A 16,268-nucleotide genomic window follows, 5' to 3' on the forward strand; every position below is an offset into this window, starting at 1 on the left:
CGCGCATGCATACACCGTCCACTTTCGATCTCGCCATCTGCGGCGCCGGCCCCGTCGGCATGGCGCTGGCCGCCCTGCTGGTGCAGCGGGGCGCACGCGCCGCCGGCATCGCCCTGCTCGACGCCAAATCCATCGAGCAAGCCAGGCGCGACCCGCGCACCATCGCCCTGTCGCATGGCAGCCGCCAGATTCTCGAGGAAGCGGGCGCCTGGCCTGTGGAGGCGACGACTATCCACCAGATTCACGTCTCGCGCCGCGGCCAGTTCGGGCGCAGCCTGATGGACCGCAGCGAGCATGGCGTCGAGGCGCTCGGCTATGTGGCGCGCTATGGCGCCGTCGTCAGCGCGCTGGCCGATGTATGCGAGCGCCTGGGCGTGGCCAGCTTGCGACCGGCGCTGGTGACGGGTAGTGCGGAGGATACCGACGGCGTCAGCGTGCAAATCGAACAGGCAGGCGCCACGTCAAGCTTGCGCGCCAGCCTGCTGGTACAGGCCGAGGGAGGCCTGTTCGGCCAGCAGCCAGAGCGCGCCGTCAGCCGCGATTATGGCCAAAGCGCCATCATTGCCCATGTGCGTACCAGCGCTCCCATCGCCCACCGGGCCTATGAGCGCTTCACCGACGAAGGCCCGCTGGCCCTGCTGCCGCAGGACGACGGCTACGCGCTGGTGTGGTGCGTTCCGCCGACGCGCGCCGAACAATTGTTGGCCCTGGACGACGCGGTCTTCCTGGCGCGCCTGGGCGCCGCCTTCGGCAGCCGCCTGGGGCGCTTTACCCACACGACGGCGCGCCTGGCCTATCCGTTGGGCCTGAACGCGCAGGCGGTCGGCACGGCGCGCACGGTCGCCATCGGCAATGCGGCGCAAACTCTGCACCCGGTGGCGGGGCAAGGCCTGAACCTTGGCTTGCGCGACGCCGCCGTGCTGGCCCGCGTGCTGGCGCAGGACAGCAGCCCCGCAGGGCTGGAACGCTACGCCAGCCTGCGCCAGGCAGACCGGGGACTGACCGTGCGCGTCACTGACACCATGGCGCGCATTTTCACGGGCAGCGCTCCCACGCAAGGCTTGCTGGGCCTGGCGCTGGGCTTGCTGGATGCCTTCAGCCCGGCGCGCAAAAGTTTGGCGGAACTGATGATGTACGGCCGCCGCTGAGTCTCCGCCATCCTGGAACGGGCGAAAAAGAAACAGGGCGCATATCCGGCATGGAGTAAACCGCCTGCGGATGCGACAATGGCTGTCACCTGGCTTTCGGCGACCGTTCCATGACAGATGCTTTGCCCGCAGCACCGCCTGCCGCTCTTCCCGCAGTACTTTTTTCCCGTCTGCTGGAAGATTCCCTCGACGCCGTGATCATCATCGATGAACATTGCCGCATCCGCTATATCAATGGCGCCATGCAGGCACTGTCGGGCTATGCCAGTGGGGAATTGCTGGGCCAAACCCTGAACGGACTGCTGCCCGACGCCGTCGGTGCGCAGCACGACAACCACGTGATCAACTACATCCGCAGCTCGCGCACCTCCAGCGTGCTGGGCAAGATACGCGAATTCGCCATCCGCCACCGCAACGCGCAGATGATCCCCATCGAAATGAAGGCGCTGGACCTGGGCGTGGTCGACGGCATGCGCTATTTCGGCGCCTTTTTGCTCGACGTACGCGAACGGCGCGAACTGGCGGTAAAAAATGCCAGCCTGCTGGCGCAGCTGGAACAGCAGGCGCTGCACGATGCGCTGACGGCGCTGCCCAACCGGCGCTCCTATGAAGCCCAGGCCGCGCAGGCGATGGCGCGCGCGGCGCGCAGCGGCGCCGCCCTGAGCGTGGGCGTGGCCGACCTCGACCACTTCAAGAAGATCAACGACCGTTATGGCCATGCCGTGGGCGACGCCGTGCTGCGCACGGTGGCGCAGGCGCTGCGCGACACGGGACGCATCACTGACGTGGCAGCGCGTCTCGGCGGCGAGGAATTTGGCCTGTTGTTCCCCGACGCCAGCCTGCAGCAGGCACACCAGGTGGCCGAACGCATCCGCGCGGCGGTAGCCGCCGCCGTCACCTCCTTGCCCGATGGCCGCCAGCTGCAGGTGACCATCAGCATCGGCGTGGCCTCATTGATCGCCGGCGCCAGCCTCGACGCGGCCATGTCGGATGCCGACAAGGCCCTGTATGTAGCCAAGCATCAGGGGCGCAACCAGGTCGTCGCGGCATCGGCCGACCAATAAAAACGGCCCGCGCAAGGCGGGCCATCTTCGTAGCATAAGGCATTACCTTACTCAACTGCCTTGAGCATATCCTCGATCACCTTCTTGGCGTCGCCAAACACCATCATCGTGTTCGGCTGGTAGAACAGTTCATTGTCCAGGCCCGCATAGCCGGAAGCCATTGAGCGCTTGTTGACGATGATGCTCTTGGCCTTGTAGGCTTCCAGAATCGGCATTCCGGCGATCGGCGATGTCGGGTCTTTCGCTGCCGGGTTGACCACGTCGTTTGCGCCCAGCACCAGCACCACGTCCGTCTGGCCGAATTCACCGTTGATGTCTTCCATCTCGAAGACCTGGTCGTACGGCACCTCCGCCTCGGCCAGCAGCACGTTCATGTGGCCCGGCATGCGCCCCGCCACGGGGTGGATCGCATACTTGACGGTGACGCCCTTGTGCGTGAGCTTTTCCACCAGTTCCTTGAGCGAATGCTGCGCGCGCGCTACGGCCAGGCCGTAGCCTGGCACAATGATGACGGTTTCCGCATTGCTCATGATGAAGGCTGCATCATCGGCCGAACCCGATTTCACGGGACGCTGCTCCTGCGCGCCGGCCACGCCTGCCGCCGGCGCAGCGCCGCCGAAGCCACCGAGGATGACGTTGAAGAACGAGCGGTTCATGGCCTTGCACATGATATAAGACAGGATCGCGCCCGACGAGCCCACGAGCGAGCCGGCGATGATCAGCATCGAGTTATTCAGCGAAAAACCGATGCCGGCCGCGGCCCAGCCGGAGTAACTGTTGAGCATCGACACCACCACCGGCATATCGGCACCGCCGATAGGAATGATGATCAGCACACCCAGCGCAAAGGCGATGACGGCCATGACGATGAACGGCGTCCAGGCTGGCTCCACCCCGTCGGCAAAGCAGAACACCAGGCCCAGCGCGACCATCACCAGCGCCAGCACCAGGTTGAGCATATGCTGACCCTTGAAACTGACGGGTGCGCCCTGGAACAGGCGGAACTTGTACTTGCCCGACAGCTTGCCGAAGGCGATCACCGAACCGGAGAAAGTGATGGCGCCGACAAAGGTGCCGATGAACAACTCGAAGCGGTTACCGATGGGCAGCGCCTGACCTTGCTGGGCGATGTTGAAGGCCCACGGTTCCGACACGGCCGCCACGGCGATGCAAACGGCCGCCAGGCCGATCAGCGAGTGCATGGCTGCCACGAGTTCCGGCATCTTCGTCATTTCCACGGTTTTTGCCAGGTAGGCGCCGATGGCGCCACCCGTGACGATGCCGATAATGACCAGGGTCAGGCCCATGCCACCCGTTTGCTGTTCCTTCAGCTTCAGGATCAGCGCCACGGTGGTGACGGCGGCAATCGCCATGCCGCTCATGCCGAAGGTATTGCCGCGGCGTGCCGTCGAGGGCGACGACAGCCCTTTCAAGGCCTGGATGAAGCACACCGAGGCAATCAGGTACATCATCGTCACCAGGTTCATGGTGACGAAGCTCATGGCGTGACTCATTCTTTTGCTCCTTGCTTGGCCTTCGGTTCTTTTTTGCGGAACATCTCGAGCATGCGCTGCGTGACGAGGAAGCCGCCAAACACGTTGACGGCGGCCAGCGCCACGGCCAGGGTGCCGGCCGCCTGCGCCAGCGGGCCCTGCGTCAGGCCGGCCGCCAGCATGGCGCCAACGATGATGATGGCGGAAATGGCATTGGTGACGGCCATCAGCGGCGTGTGCAGCGCCGGCGTGACGGTCCAGACGACGTGGTAGCCGACATAAATGGCCAGCACGAAGATGATCAGGTTAATGATGGTGTGACTGATTTCCATGATGTTGTTCTCTCCGGCGCCGCGTTATTTACGTAAGATTTCACTGCCTGCGCACACCAGGCTGGCCTTGATGATTTCATCCTCGCGGTCGATCAGCAACTGGTCGTCCTTGTCGATGATGAGCTTTAAAAAGTCCAGCACGTTGCGCGCATACAGGGCCGAGGCATCGGCCGCCACCAGGGTCGCCAGGTTCGGCTCGCCCACGATGTACACGCCGTGCTTGACGACCGTCTTGCCCAGTTCTGACAGGGGGCAATTGCCACCTTGCTCGACGGCTAGGTCGACGATGACGGAACCCGGCTTCATGGCTTTCACCGTTTCTTCGGAGATCAGCACGGGCGCGGCGCGGCCGGGGATCAGGGCTGTGGTGATGATGATGTCGGCCAGTTTCGCCCGTTCATGCACCAGTTCGGCCTGGCGGCGCATCCAGTCGGCGGGCATGGCGCGCGCATAGCCGCCCGAGCCCTTGGCGATTTCCTTTTCTTCATCGGTCAGGAAAGGCACGTCGAGAAACTTGGCGCCCAGCGACTCGACCTGCTCCTTGACGGGCGGGCGCACGTCGGACGCTTCGATGACGGCGCCCAGGCGCTTGGCCGTGGCGATCGCCTGCAGACCTGCCACGCCCACGCCCATGATCAGCACGCGGGCTGCCTTGACGGTGCCGGCCGCTGTCATCAGCATGGGCATGAAGCGCTGATACGTATTGGCCGCCACCAGCACGGCCTTGTAGCCGGCGATATTCGCCTGCGAGGACAGCACGTCCATCGACTGCGCGCGCGTGATGCGCGGCACGGCTTCCAGGGCGAAGGCGGACAGGCCGGCCGTGGCCATGGCGGCGATATTGTCCGCGTCAAACGGGTTGAGCATGCCGATCAGCACGGTGCCACTGGCCATCAAGGCCCGTTCACCGGCATCGGGGGCGCGCACCTTGAGCACGATGGCGCAAGCATAGGCTTCCTGGGCGGTGCCGATTTGCGCGCCAGCGGCGGCATACGCATCGTCGGGAATCGAGGCTTGCAGGCCAGCTCCCGACTGCACGACGACCTGATGCTTGGCTGCCAATTTCTTGACTGTCTCGGGCGTGGCTGCCACCCGCGTTTCACCAGGCCGTGTTTCGGCCGGTATGCCTATCCTCATGATGCCTCCGCTAATTGATAAACTGACTAGAATCTAACACGGAAAGCAGCGCGTCAAACGTTTGTGAACCAGCAACTTTTAGTTGTACGACACTAATTCCACCCCCATCGCCATATTCGTTTCACCATGCGGCGCGGCGACCATATTGTGGGAAAGGTGTGTCAATCTCACCACAGTCGAGCGTCAGTGCCCGCTTGTTTTGACCACAGGGAAAGCCTATATTAGCGGGCGTTTCCTGCCATCTTGCCGCCTAAGCCCCCATGCTAGTGCGCTCCCCGGGAAAGACGTAAGTATCTCCCACCGCTATTTGCTAAAACGTTGTCATTTATCAATATCTCCGCGCAACAGAAGGCCGGGTTCAAACCGCGCGCGCAGAACAAGATAAAATGTCGGCTCTTTCAAGGATGGAATCATGCCGAGAATCTGGAAACCCTCTGTCACCGTTGCCGCCATCGTCGAGCGCGACGGCCTGTTTTTATTGATTGAAGAAGAGACCAGCGAAGGCATCAAGCTCAATCAGCCGGCCGGTCACCTCGACCCGTTCGAGTCGCTGGAACAGGCGGTGATCCGCGAAACGCTGGAAGAAGCGGCCTACGATTTCATCCCCACGGCACTGGTCGGCATGTACATGTCCCGCTATCAGTCACTGCGCACGGGCGAGGACGTGACCTATTTGCGCTTCACCTTTTGCGGCACGGCCGGCGCCGAGCATGACCGCCCGCTGGACGAAGGCATTATCCGCACCCTGTGGATGACGCGCGACGAGCTGGCGGCATGCCAGGAACGCCACCGCAGCCCTCTGGTGCTGCAGTGCGTGGACGAATACCTGGCTGGCCGGCGCGCACCGCTGGCCCTGCTGCACACGCATGCGTCTGTCTTTAACAGCGCATAGCAACATTATCTAAAGTACACTGGAAAGCAAGATGAGCAAGAAGAAAGTCGTTATCGGCATGTCCGGCGGGGTTGATTCCTCGGTCGCGGCATGGATGCTGAAGGAACAAGGCTATGAAGTCATCGGCCTGTTCATGAAAAACTGGGAAGATGACGACGATTCGGAATACTGCTCCACGCGCCAGGACTGGATCGATGCGGCCAGCGTGGCCGACGTCATCGGCGTCGATATCGAAGCCGTCAATTTTGCCTCCGAATACAAGGACCGCGTGTTCGCCGATTTCTTACGCGAATACCAGGCCGGCCGTACGCCGAATCCGGACGTGCTGTGCAACGCCGAAATCAAATTCAAGGCTTTTCTTGACCACGCCATGACCCTGGGCGCCGACCTGATCGCCACCGGCCATTACGCGCGCGTGCGTCAGGCGCCCCTGGATGCCGGCCGCTATGAGCTGCTCAAGGCAGTCGACGCCAGCAAGGACCAAAGCTACTTCCTGCACCGGCTGAACCAGGCGCAATTGTCAAAAACCCTGTTTCCGCTCGGTGAAATCCCGAAGACGCAAGTGCGCAAGATCGCCGAGCAGCTGGCGCTGCCGAACGCGCAGAAAAAGGATTCGACGGGCATCTGTTTTATTGGCGAGCGCCCGTTCCGCGAATTTTTGAACCGCTACCTGTCGTACCAGCCGGGTCCCATGAAAACGGCCGACGGCAAGACGGTGGGCGAACACGTGGGGCTGAGTTTTTATACCCTGGGCCAGCGCAAGGGCATCGGCATCGGCGGCGTGAAGTCGTACCAGAATGCCGATGGCAGCAGCGACGCCTGGTATGTGGCGCGCAAGGATATCGCCAACAATACCCTGTGGGTGGTGCAGGGCCATGACCACCCGTGGCTGCTGTCGCCCGCCTTGACGGCCGATCAGGCCAGCTGGGTCGCCGGCACTGCGCCACAAGCGGGCGCCCTGTCCGCCAAGACGCGCTACCGCCAGGCCGACGTGGCTTGCCAGCTGCTGCCGGATGGGAATGAACACTTCAGCCTGGCGTTTGACCAGGCGCAATGGGCCGTCACGCCAGGCCAGTCGGCCGTGCTGTATGATGGGGATGTCTGCCTGGGCGGCGGCATCATCGCCAGCGCCTCGGGCTTGCCCTGATCATGGATTGAAAGGATATGCTGATGCACACACTGCACGCCCGGATTGTCACCGCATGGAATGCCTTACCCGTAGTCCTGCAAGCGAGCTTGCTGCTGGGTGCCACTGCGTACTGTTTACTGCATCTCGGGAAGTCACTGGGCCAGGCGCTGTATTACCTGACCCACTGACACCTGACAATGCCGCCAGTTCAGCCGGGCTGATTGGTCGATTGTGCGGCGGCCAGCGCCTGCTGCTGCTTGCGCACCATCGCGATAACCGTGTTGCGCACGGTTTTCAGTACCGTGTCGGCCATGAAGGGTTTCACGATGAAGCCCGACACGCCCATGGCGTGGGCTGCCTGCAGCGAGGCGGCGTCGATGCCGCCCGAGACCATGAAAATGAGCGTTTTCGGATACTGGGCGCGGATGGTTTGCACCACATTGCTCCCATCTTCCACCTGCTCGCGCGCGATGCACACGAAATGCGGATGGTGCTTGACCAGCAGCGCCAGTCCCAGTGCGCTGGTATGCGTCTGTCCGCAGACATCGTAGCCGCCATCGGTCAGGACCGTGTTCAGCAGGCCGCGCGCCACGGCGCTGCTATCGATCAGGACTGTCTTTAACATCATGATTACTTCCCTTGCTTGATTGTTCTTGTCTTGCGCCGTGTCTTACTTTTCCCACACGAGCTTGTTCCAGGTCACGCCTAAAGTCACGTCAGTCTTGAGCGCGACTAACTTTCTTGAAAGATACAGTATTTCCCGCTCTTTTCGCAGGCTTTCGCCCAGTGCGCCGGGCAAAATCCCCGCGCCGGCCATCACGGCGTCGATATTGCCGTAAGCACGCAACAGTTTCGCGCCCGTCTTCAGGCCGATCTTCGATACGCCGGGGATGCTGTCGGTGACGTCGCCCATCAGCGCCAGCAAGTCGGGCAGCAGTTCCGGCGGCACGCCGAACTTTTTCTCGACCCAGGCGTGGTCGTGCCAGACCCCCTTGAAATGATCCCACACCAGCGCGCCGTGGGCGATCAGGCCATGTAAATCCTTGTCGGTGGTGGCGATGACGGCCGCGCCGCGCCCCTCGTGCAGCCAGCGCATGACGGCCGTGCCGATCACGTCGTCGGCCTCGACCTCGGGAATGCTCACCACATGCATGCCGAAGCTGGCCAGGGTGGCATAGAAGCCGGGCAAGGCGTCGCGCAGCACCTGCGGCATGGGCTGGCGCCCCTCGCGGTAACCGGCATACAGGGCGTGGCGCCAGGTGGGGCCGCCAAAGTCGAAGGCCGGCAGGATGTGCGTCGGCTCATGGTCGTTGATGAGGGTGCGGAACGACGACAGCGCATGGCGCAGCGCGATCTCCGCCTTCAGGTCGGAATCGGGTTCAGGACTGGCTTCGTAGACGCGGCGTACGATATTCAAGCCGTCGATAGCGAGGAGTCTGGCCATGCGGTTAGTCGATACTGGTTGAATCGGGCATTTTACCGTATGGTTCCCCGCATATCGGCCTTGAATGCCCCTTATTTGGCGAAATCGTAGGGCCCGCCACGTTCGAGCGCCCGCTGGTAGGCCGGGCGCGCGTGGATGCGCTGCAGGAACGCCGTCAGCTTCGGCTGGCGTTCGTCGAGTCCGCCGCGCATGGCGGCCGCTTCCAGCGGAAAGCTCATCTGGATGTCGGCCGCCGTAAATTCGTTGCCTGCAAACCATTTGCTGCTCTCCAGTTCGGCTTCCATGTAAGCCAGCTGGCTATTGATGTTGGGCATGATGAAGCTGCTCCTGACCTTGCTGGCGATGCCGCGCGCAATGGGCTTGACGAAAAATGGCATGGGCGACGATTCGACCTTGTCGAATACCAGTTTCATCAGCAGCGGCGGCATGGCCGAGCCTTCCGCGAAATGCAGCCAGTAAGTCCAGCGCAGCTTCTCCGGCGTGCCCGCCGCCGGTACCAATCGGCCATTGCCGTAGCGTTCGACCAGGTACTCGATGATGGCGCCCGATTCGGCGATGGTGTTGGCGCCATCCGTGATCACGGGCGACTTGCCCAGGGGATGCACGGCTTTCAAGGAAGCGGGCGCCAGCATGGTTTTCGGGTCCCGCTGGTAGCGCTTGACCTCGTAGTCGAGGCCCAGCTCCTCGAGCAGCCAGAGCACGCGCTGCGAGCGCGAATTGTTCAGATGGTGGACGACGATCATGGTGTTTCCCGTTAGGCGATGGTTGAGTTCCAGTATAGCCGGGACGGGAAAATCGCGGCGGAAGGGGCTGCACACCAAAAGAAATTGCGAAAAACAGTATTTTCAATTGATAACTTTTCAATCTTCCCTTATCGTGTTTTGTTTCCAATAAGTAAGGAACTCCTCTGTGGATTTCGACACAAACAACACTACGCCCCAGCGCGAAGCCATCACCTTCAGCGCCACCGGCAGCGAATACTTCCGTATCTGGATCGTCAACCTGCTGCTGAGCATCGTCACCCTGGGCATTTATTCCGCCTGGGCCAAGGTGCGCCGCAACCGCTATTTCTATTCGAGCACCCACCTGGCGGGCAGCAGCTTCGAATACCACGGCAACGCCGTCGCCATCCTGAAGGGCCGCATTGCGGCCGTCGTGCTGATCGCCGGCTACAACATCGCCCTGCGTGTCTCGCCCATCGTGGGCCTGCTGATGTTCGTACTGCTGGCCGCCATCCTGCCCTGGCTGGTATGGAAAAGCTTGCAGTTCAAGCTGTACAACACCAGTTACCGCGGCATCCGCTTCGGTTTCGGCGGCAGCGCCAAGGAAGCCTACAAATACTTCCTGTGGCTGCCTATCCTGAATACCTTCACGGCTGGCTTGATGACGCCCTTCCTGCACCAGCGCCTGAAGCGCTTCCAGCACACGCAAAGCCGTTTCGGCACCAGCCCGTTCAGCTTTGACGCCACGGTCGGCAGCTTTTACAAGACGTACCTGCTGTTCTTTGCGCTGCTGCTGGGCGGCCTGCTGGTGCTCATTTTCGTCGTCTTCGGCAGCGTGTTTGCCTCGTTTGCTGCGCATGCCAACGACGCCACCAAGGTCGGCAGCCTGATGTTTGCCATCGGCGCCCTGTATCTGTGGGCGTTTACCGTTCTGCCCCTGTTCCTGACCATGATCCAGAACCTGATCTGGAACCACACGCGCCTGCAGCAGCACCAGTTCCAGTCGCAGCTGACCTGGGGCCGCACCACCTTCATCATGCTGACCAACCTGCTGGGCGTCGTCGTCACGCTGGGCCTGTTCGCGCCATTCGCCCACGTGCGCTGGCTGAAGTACCGCCTGGAGGCGACGTCGATGCTGGTGCATGGCAGCCTGGACGAGTTTGTCGCCGCCACGGGCCAGCAAGTGTCGGCCACCGGCGAAGGCATGGCCGACCTGCTGGACTTCGACCTGTCGATGTAAGCAATGAACGCCAACACGCAAGAAGACCACGCCGCTCTGGCCGCCCGCTATTTCGACGGCCAGAGTTCGCGCCTGTACCACGTGACACTGTCCGTGCGCGATGGCGTGGCCGTGCTGACGGGCGACATCGAACGCAGCTGTCCGCTGGGCGAACTGCACGTGTCCGAACGCAGCAGCCACGCCGTGCGCAAGGTCAGCTTTCCCGACGGCGCCTACCTGGAAATCGCCGACCAGGCGGCCTTCAACGCATTGCTGCACGATACGGGCCACCGCGATGGCTGGGTGGTGCGGCTGCAGCAAAGCTGGCGCGGCGCCCTGCTGGCCACGGTCGCCACCGTGCTGGCTCTGTGGCTCAGCTATCAGTACCTGCTGCCGGTCGTGGCGAAAGGCATCGCTTATGCGATTCCCCAGTCCGTCGAGCGCCAGCTGGGTCAGGGCGTGCTTGATTTCCTCGACCAGCACGTGTTTGAAGCGAGCAAGCTCACTGGCGTACGCCAGCAAGCCTTGCGCAGCCAGTTCGCGCGCCTGACCACGCCCGGCGACAGCACGCCCGAGCACCGCATCGTTTTCCGCAAGAGCAAGATCGGTCCGAACGCGTTTGCCCTGCCGTCGGGCGACATCGTGCTGACTGATGAAATGGTGGAACTGCTGCCGGACGATGCCGCCATCATGGGCGTGCTGGCGCATGAGCTGGGCCATTTGCAGCAGCGCCACCTGACGCGGCGCATCATCCAGACCTCGGCAGTGGGCGCCGGCGCAGCGCTGCTGTTCGGCGACGTGTCGACGGTGGTGGCCACCGTGCCGCCGCTGTTGCTGGATTTGAAGTATTCGCGCGATGTCGAACGCGACGCGGACGACTATGCGATTGCCATGCTGCGCCAGAATGGCATCCCGCTGGAACACCTGGCGCAAGTGTTTGTCGCCCTGGGCAAGCTGGACCAGGGCACGCCCTACCTGTCGAGCCATCCGGCCAGCGCCGAACGGGTCGAACGCATCCGCGCCGCACAACGGTAAACACCTGACAAAACCTACTGCGCGTCGCGCTTTGCGGCCGGCGATGCTCACCGGCTCGGCGCCCCCGTACAGAGTACGGTTGCGCTTCTCGGCCACAAATCACTGCCGCTCGCTACGGTTTTGTCAGGCGTTGCAAGTATGGATAGCACCGCTCTAACAGCACACTTTTCCAGTCAGCAAGATCTACAAATCACCGGTACACTCAGCAATATCAGTCTGACTTCACCGGAGTGCCCATGCACCTAGTACCATTTCGCTACCTGACCTTCATTGCGACGGCCACCATCTTTGTCCTGTCCCTGTTTTACTATGACCATTACTGGCTGCCCCTGCTGGCCGGTGCACTGACCCTGGTCGGCTTCAGCGACCTGCTGCAAACGAAGCGCGCCCTGCGCCGCAATTACCCCATCCTCGCGCATTTCCGCTTTTTCTTCGAGAGCATCCGCCCCGAAATCCGCCAGTATTTCCTGGAGAGCGACAGCGAAGCGACGCCGTTCTCGCGCAGCCAGCGCAGCATCGTCTACCAGCGCGCCAAGGAGCAGACGGACAAGCGCCCATTCGGCACCCAGCTCGACGTGTACCAGGCGGGCTACGAATGGATCAACCACTCCATTGCCCCTGCCAAGGTCACGGGCCACGATTTCCGCATCGAGATCGGCAACCACCCGGACTGCCCGCGCGACAAACCGTATTCGGCCAGCGTCTTCAATATTTCGGCGATGAGCTTTGGCGCCCTGTCGGCCAACGCCATCCTGGCCTTGAACGGCGGCGCGCGCAGCGGCGGCTTCATGCACGATACGGGCGAAGGCAGCATCAGCCCCTACCACCGCGAAAACGGCGGCGACCTGGTATGGGAAATCGGCTCCGGCTATTTCGGCTGCCGCAACCAGGACGGCACGTTTTCGGAAGAACGCTTCATCGCCAACGCCAGCTCCGAGCAAGTGAAAATGATCGAGCTGAAAATGTCGCAGGGCGCCAAGCCGGGCCACGGCGGCGTGCTGCCCGGCCCGAAAGTGACCATCGAGATCGCCACCACGCGCGGCGTGATGGTGGGCGAGGATTGCGTCTCGCCGGCCGCGCACAGCGCCTTTTCCACGCCAATGGAAATGCTGCATTTCATCGACCGCCTGCGCACCCTGTCGGGCGGCAAGCCGACGGGCTTCAAGCTGGCCATCGGCCATCCATGGGAGTTTTTCGCCATCGTCAAGGCCATGCTGGCAACGGGTATCACGCCCGACTTCATCGTCGTCGACGGCAGCGAAGGCGGCACGGGCGCGGCGCCCCTGGAATTTACGGACCATGTGGGCACGCCGCTGCAGGAAGCGCTGGTGCTCGTGCATAACACCCTGGTGGGCGCCAACCTGCGCGACAGGATCAAGATTGGCTGCTCGGGCAAGATCATCACGGCCTTCGACATCGCCCGATTGCTGGCACTGGGCGCCGACTGGTGCAATTCGGCGCGCGGCTTCATGTTCGCGCTGGGCTGCATCCAGTCGCAAAGCTGCCACACGGACCGCTGTCCCACGGGCGTGGCCACGCAAGACCCGCAGCGCCAGCGCGCACTGGTGGTGTCCGACAAGATCGCCCGCGTGGCGCACTTCCACCAGAACACCATGAAGGCGCTGGCCGAACTGATCGCCGCCGCCGGCCTGGCGCACCCGCAGGAACTGCGCCCGCATCATCTGGTGCGGCGCATCTCGCCGAACCAGGTGAAACTGGCTTCGGCCCTGCTGCCCTTCCTGGAAGCGGGACAATTGCTCGACCCGAGCCAGCTGCCGCAGCTGCCGCCCGTGTTCGGCCTGTACTGGCCCAAGGCCCAGGCGGTATCGTTCCAGCGCCTGGATTGAGATGGCCGTTGCGCAAGTTGAGCAATACCACTTAATAACCACTTGCGCAAAAACCTGAATCCAATACAATACCAAAACAAGCACAAAACAAGGCAGCTTTTCCGGTGACGGCCGCGCCGCGTCGCCACGGGCCACAATACGTCTGCCATCATCACAATGAATACCGGAGGAGTTGCAGCATGGAACAGGGTTTGCGCGAAAAAGTAGGACAGTTATTCATGGTGGGCTTCGACGCCCTGCAGGCGGACGAGCACATCAAGACCTTGATACGCCAAAAAAAGGTGGGCGGCGTGATCCTGTTCCGCCGCAATGTGCACACGCCCGCGCAAGTGTCAGCCCTGTGCCGCGAACTGCAGGAAATCAACGCGGAAGTGTCCGACATTCCGCTGCTCATCTCCATCGACCAGGAAGGTGGCATGGTGATGCGCATCGAGCAGGGCGTCACGCCAATTCCCGCGGCCATGGCCTTTCAGGCGGCCGGCTCCACCGAGGATTGCGAACGCATGAACCGGATCAGCGGCGATGAAATGCGCCAGGTGGGCATCAACCTGCTGCTCGCCCCCGTGCTGGACGTGAACAACAACCGCAACAACCCCGTCATCGGCGTGCGCGCGTATGGCGAGGATGCCGCCACCGTCATCGACTACGGCATGGCGGCCATGCGCGGCCAGCGCGCCAGCGGCGTGGCCGTCACTGCCAAGCATTTCCCCGGCCACGGCGACACAGCCATCGACACGCATTACGCCATGGCCCTGGTCCCGCATGACAAGGAACGCCTGCACGCCGTCGAACTGGCGCCCTTCCGCGCCGCCATTGCCGGCGGCGTAGACGCCATCATGACGGCGCACGTGGTCTTCCCCGCCTTCGAGGCCGACACCAGCGTGCCGGCCACACTGTCCAAAGGCGTGCTGACGGACCTGCTGCGCGGCGAGATGAAATACAAGGGCGTCGTCATCACCGACTGCCTGGAAATGGCGGCCATTGCCGACGGCATCGGCATCGCCCAGGGCGCCATCACCACCTTGCAGGCGGGGGCCGACATCGTCCTCATCTCGCACCGCGAAGCGCAGCAGACAGCCGCCATCGAGGCAGTCGTCGCCGCCGTGGAGCGCGGTGACATTCCCATGGCCCGCATCGACGCAGCTTGTGCGCGCGTTCTTGAACTCAAGCGCAACCGCGCCGTGCGCGACTGGCGCTCGCGCCCCGTCGTCCCGCCTGCACTGATGCAGCCGGCCGCCATGGCCCTGTCGCAGCTGCTGCAAAAGGCCGCCTTACGCGTGCAGGGCGAATACCGCGCGCTGGACGCCAGCTTGCCCGTGACCCTGCTGACGGTGGAAGTGCGTTCGCGCAGCGAAATCGATGAAGTGGCGCTGGGCCGCAACAAGGAAGCGCGCAGCTCCATGCTGCCGGCGCTGCTCGAAGCGGGCCTGGACGTACGCGAATATGCGCTGTCGGCCGAAGCGCTGGACGAAGAGGTCGATGCCGCGATCGCCTTTGCGCAAGGCGCGCAGCAGATCGTGCTGCAAACGTATAACGCCATGTTCGTCGACGGCCAGCGCCGCCTCGTCGAGGCCCTGCCGCAGGATAAGCTGTGGCTGGTGGCGGGCCGTTTGCCCTACGACCTGGACCTGGCGCCGCACGCGCAAGGTCGCCTTGCCGCCTTCGGCTGCCGCCCGGCCGCGCTGGTGCCCGTGGTGGAAAAGCTGGCGGGCAAGGCGTAAGACCACGCCGCCCTCCTGCACATGCCGGGCGTTACCCGGCATGTTCTATTCTGCGTCGCAATCGAAGCGCACGCCCGTCATCTGCTCGCTCAGCGCCCATAGATGGCGCGCCTGCGCAGGATCGACGGCCCAGCGCCGCACGCCCGGCCCCGTGCTGTCGCCAGGTGCCAGGGCGGCGATATCGCAATCCTCGCAATACACGCCTCCAATACCCTCGAGCTGCGCGCTGGTGGTGCACCAGACGGCCGTGGCTGCGCCCTGCGCCACATTCTTGAAACCCGATTGCGGCGGCGGATTCACCTGTCCGGCCTCATCGAGCGCGCCCACACGGCGCAGGTCATCGAGGTCCAGGTGGCGCACCAGCGGCGTCAGGATGGCCCCCGGATGCAGCGAGAAGGCGCGCACGCCGTGCGTCGCAGCGCGCCGGTCGAGTTCCACGGCAAACAGCGCATTGGCACTTTTCGACTGCGCATACGCGCGCCACTTGTCGTACGGCTGATGCAGGAAATGCGGGTCGTCCAGGTCCACGCCTGCCTGCCGGTGTCCCAGCGACGACACGCACACCACGCGTGCACCCTTCGCCCGCCTCAAGGCGGGCCACAAACGCGCCGTCAGCTGGAAATGCCCCAGGTGATTCGTCGCGAACTGCGCCTCGTAGCCACGCGCATCGCGCAGCAGGGGCGTGGCCATGATGCCGGCGCCATTCACCAGTACGTGCAGGGCGCGGCCGGTGGCAAGAAAGGCGGCGGAAAAGCGGTCGATGGCTTGCGGATCAAGCAGGTCGAGCGCGGCGACCTCCACGCCGGCCATGCCAATCAAGGCCGCTTGCGCCTGATGCGGATCGCGCGCCGGCACCAGTACGCGGGCGCCGGCGCCGGCCAGCACGCGCACCGTTTCCAGCCCCAGGCCCGACGCGCCGCCCGTGACGATGGCCTGCACGCCGGACAGGTCGCGGCCGGCCAGCGCCTCGGTGGCGGTCGTAGTGGCGTCGAAGCCGGAGTGCAGGGGAGTTTGTTTATTGTCGATGCTGCCCATGGGGTCTGCCTTTGCAAGTAGAGCCAGTCCGAATGGCTGGCGAGATGGAC

General features: G+C 63.3%; 15 protein-coding genes. 8 read left to right on the forward strand and 7 right to left on the reverse strand.

What is annotated here, in order from left to right; all coding sequences use genetic code 11:
- Nucleotides 1–5 precede the first annotated feature (5 nt).
- On the forward strand, nt 6–1,148 hold the full coding sequence (locus tag ACQ4WZ_RS18010) for a UbiH/UbiF/VisC/COQ6 family ubiquinone biosynthesis hydroxylase (protein WP_133989157.1): 1,143 nt from the start codon (nt 6–8) through the stop codon (nt 1,146–1,148).
- 110 nt (nt 1,149–1,258) lie between these two features.
- The gene (locus ACQ4WZ_RS18015) at nt 1,259–2,212 is read left to right on the forward strand and encodes a GGDEF domain-containing protein (protein WP_101483032.1); all 954 of its coding nucleotides are present in this window, start codon (nt 1,259–1,261) and stop codon (nt 2,210–2,212) included.
- Nucleotides 2,213–2,259: 47 nt separating this feature from the next.
- Here the strand turns inward: ACQ4WZ_RS18015 and ACQ4WZ_RS18020 are convergent, their stop codons facing one another.
- Genes ACQ4WZ_RS18020 through ACQ4WZ_RS18030 form a run of 3 tightly spaced genes read right to left on the reverse strand, consistent with a single transcriptional unit; the run spans nt 2,260 to nt 5,174 of the window.
- Nucleotides 2,260–3,714 carry an NAD(P)(+) transhydrogenase (Re/Si-specific) subunit beta gene (locus tag ACQ4WZ_RS18020; RefSeq protein WP_436574178.1) on the reverse strand — a complete coding sequence of 485 codons (1,455 nt, stop codon included), beginning with the start codon at nt 3,712–3,714 and terminating at the stop codon, nt 2,260–2,262.
- An 8-nt stretch (nt 3,715–3,722) separates the two neighbouring features.
- Complete coding sequence (locus ACQ4WZ_RS18025) at nt 3,723–4,037, reverse strand: NAD(P) transhydrogenase subunit alpha part 2 (protein ID WP_034778841.1); 315 nt, start codon at nt 4,035–4,037, stop codon at nt 3,723–3,725.
- A 24-nt stretch (nt 4,038–4,061) separates the two neighbouring features.
- The gene (locus ACQ4WZ_RS18030) at nt 4,062–5,174 is read right to left on the reverse strand and encodes a Re/Si-specific NAD(P)(+) transhydrogenase subunit alpha (RefSeq protein WP_101483034.1); all 1,113 of its coding nucleotides are present in this window, start codon (nt 5,172–5,174) and stop codon (nt 4,062–4,064) included.
- A gap of 412 nt (nt 5,175–5,586) precedes the next feature.
- On the opposite strand from ACQ4WZ_RS18030, the gene ACQ4WZ_RS18035 reads away from it, so the two are divergent.
- Together ACQ4WZ_RS18035 and mnmA are read left to right on the forward strand one after the other, a co-directional pair.
- Complete coding sequence (locus ACQ4WZ_RS18035) at nt 5,587–6,066, forward strand: NUDIX hydrolase (protein WP_010401817.1); 480 nt, start codon at nt 5,587–5,589, stop codon at nt 6,064–6,066.
- 31 nt (nt 6,067–6,097) lie between these two features.
- Complete coding sequence (gene mnmA, locus ACQ4WZ_RS18040) at nt 6,098–7,213, forward strand: tRNA 2-thiouridine(34) synthase MnmA (protein WP_436574137.1); 1,116 nt, start codon at nt 6,098–6,100, stop codon at nt 7,211–7,213.
- A 190-nt stretch (nt 7,214–7,403) separates the two neighbouring features.
- Here mnmA and ACQ4WZ_RS18045 read toward each other — a convergent pair whose 3' ends face one another.
- From ACQ4WZ_RS18045 to ACQ4WZ_RS18055, 3 genes are all read right to left on the reverse strand, one after another.
- Complete coding sequence (locus ACQ4WZ_RS18045) at nt 7,404–7,820, reverse strand: response regulator (RefSeq protein ID WP_101484760.1); 417 nt, start codon at nt 7,818–7,820, stop codon at nt 7,404–7,406.
- A 45-nt stretch (nt 7,821–7,865) separates the two neighbouring features.
- Nucleotides 7,866–8,639: a 5'-3' exonuclease gene (locus ACQ4WZ_RS18050; protein ID WP_034778849.1), complete on the reverse strand. Its 774-nt coding sequence runs from the start codon at nt 8,637–8,639 to the stop codon at nt 7,866–7,868.
- A gap of 71 nt (nt 8,640–8,710) precedes the next feature.
- A complete protein-coding gene (locus tag ACQ4WZ_RS18055; RefSeq protein WP_436574138.1) occupies nt 8,711–9,382 on the reverse strand; it encodes a glutathione S-transferase in 672 nt (223 codons plus the stop codon).
- Nucleotides 9,383–9,548: 166 nt separating this feature from the next.
- Between ACQ4WZ_RS18055 and ACQ4WZ_RS18060 the strand changes: the two genes are divergently transcribed.
- The 4 genes from ACQ4WZ_RS18060 to nagZ all read left to right on the forward strand — a co-directional run bounded on the left by ACQ4WZ_RS18060 (nt 9,549) and on the right by nagZ (nt 15,183).
- Nucleotides 9,549–10,601: a YjgN family protein gene (locus ACQ4WZ_RS18060; RefSeq protein ID WP_101483037.1), complete on the forward strand. Its 1,053-nt coding sequence runs from the start codon at nt 9,549–9,551 to the stop codon at nt 10,599–10,601.
- 3 nt (nt 10,602–10,604) lie between these two features.
- A complete protein-coding gene (locus tag ACQ4WZ_RS18065; RefSeq protein WP_133989155.1) occupies nt 10,605–11,615 on the forward strand; it encodes a M48 family metallopeptidase in 1,011 nt (336 codons plus the stop codon).
- 236 nt (nt 11,616–11,851) lie between these two features.
- On the forward strand, nt 11,852–13,462 hold the full coding sequence (locus tag ACQ4WZ_RS18070) for an FMN-binding glutamate synthase family protein (RefSeq protein WP_133989154.1): 1,611 nt from the start codon (nt 11,852–11,854) through the stop codon (nt 13,460–13,462).
- A gap of 179 nt (nt 13,463–13,641) precedes the next feature.
- Complete coding sequence (gene nagZ / locus ACQ4WZ_RS18075) at nt 13,642–15,183, forward strand: beta-N-acetylhexosaminidase (protein ID WP_436574139.1); 1,542 nt, start codon at nt 13,642–13,644, stop codon at nt 15,181–15,183.
- Between the two features lie 45 nt (nt 15,184–15,228).
- On the opposite strand, the gene ACQ4WZ_RS18080 is transcribed toward nagZ, so the two are convergent.
- Nucleotides 15,229–16,209 carry an oxidoreductase gene (locus tag ACQ4WZ_RS18080; RefSeq protein ID WP_436574179.1) on the reverse strand — a complete coding sequence of 327 codons (981 nt, stop codon included), beginning with the start codon at nt 16,207–16,209 and terminating at the stop codon, nt 15,229–15,231.
- Between the last annotated feature and the right edge of the window lie 59 nt (nt 16,210–16,268).

Origin of the sequence: Janthinobacterium darwini (assembly GCF_051380905.1) — a bacterium.
In the GTDB taxonomy this organism is placed as follows: Bacteria; Pseudomonadota; Gammaproteobacteria; order Burkholderiales; family Burkholderiaceae_D; genus Janthinobacterium.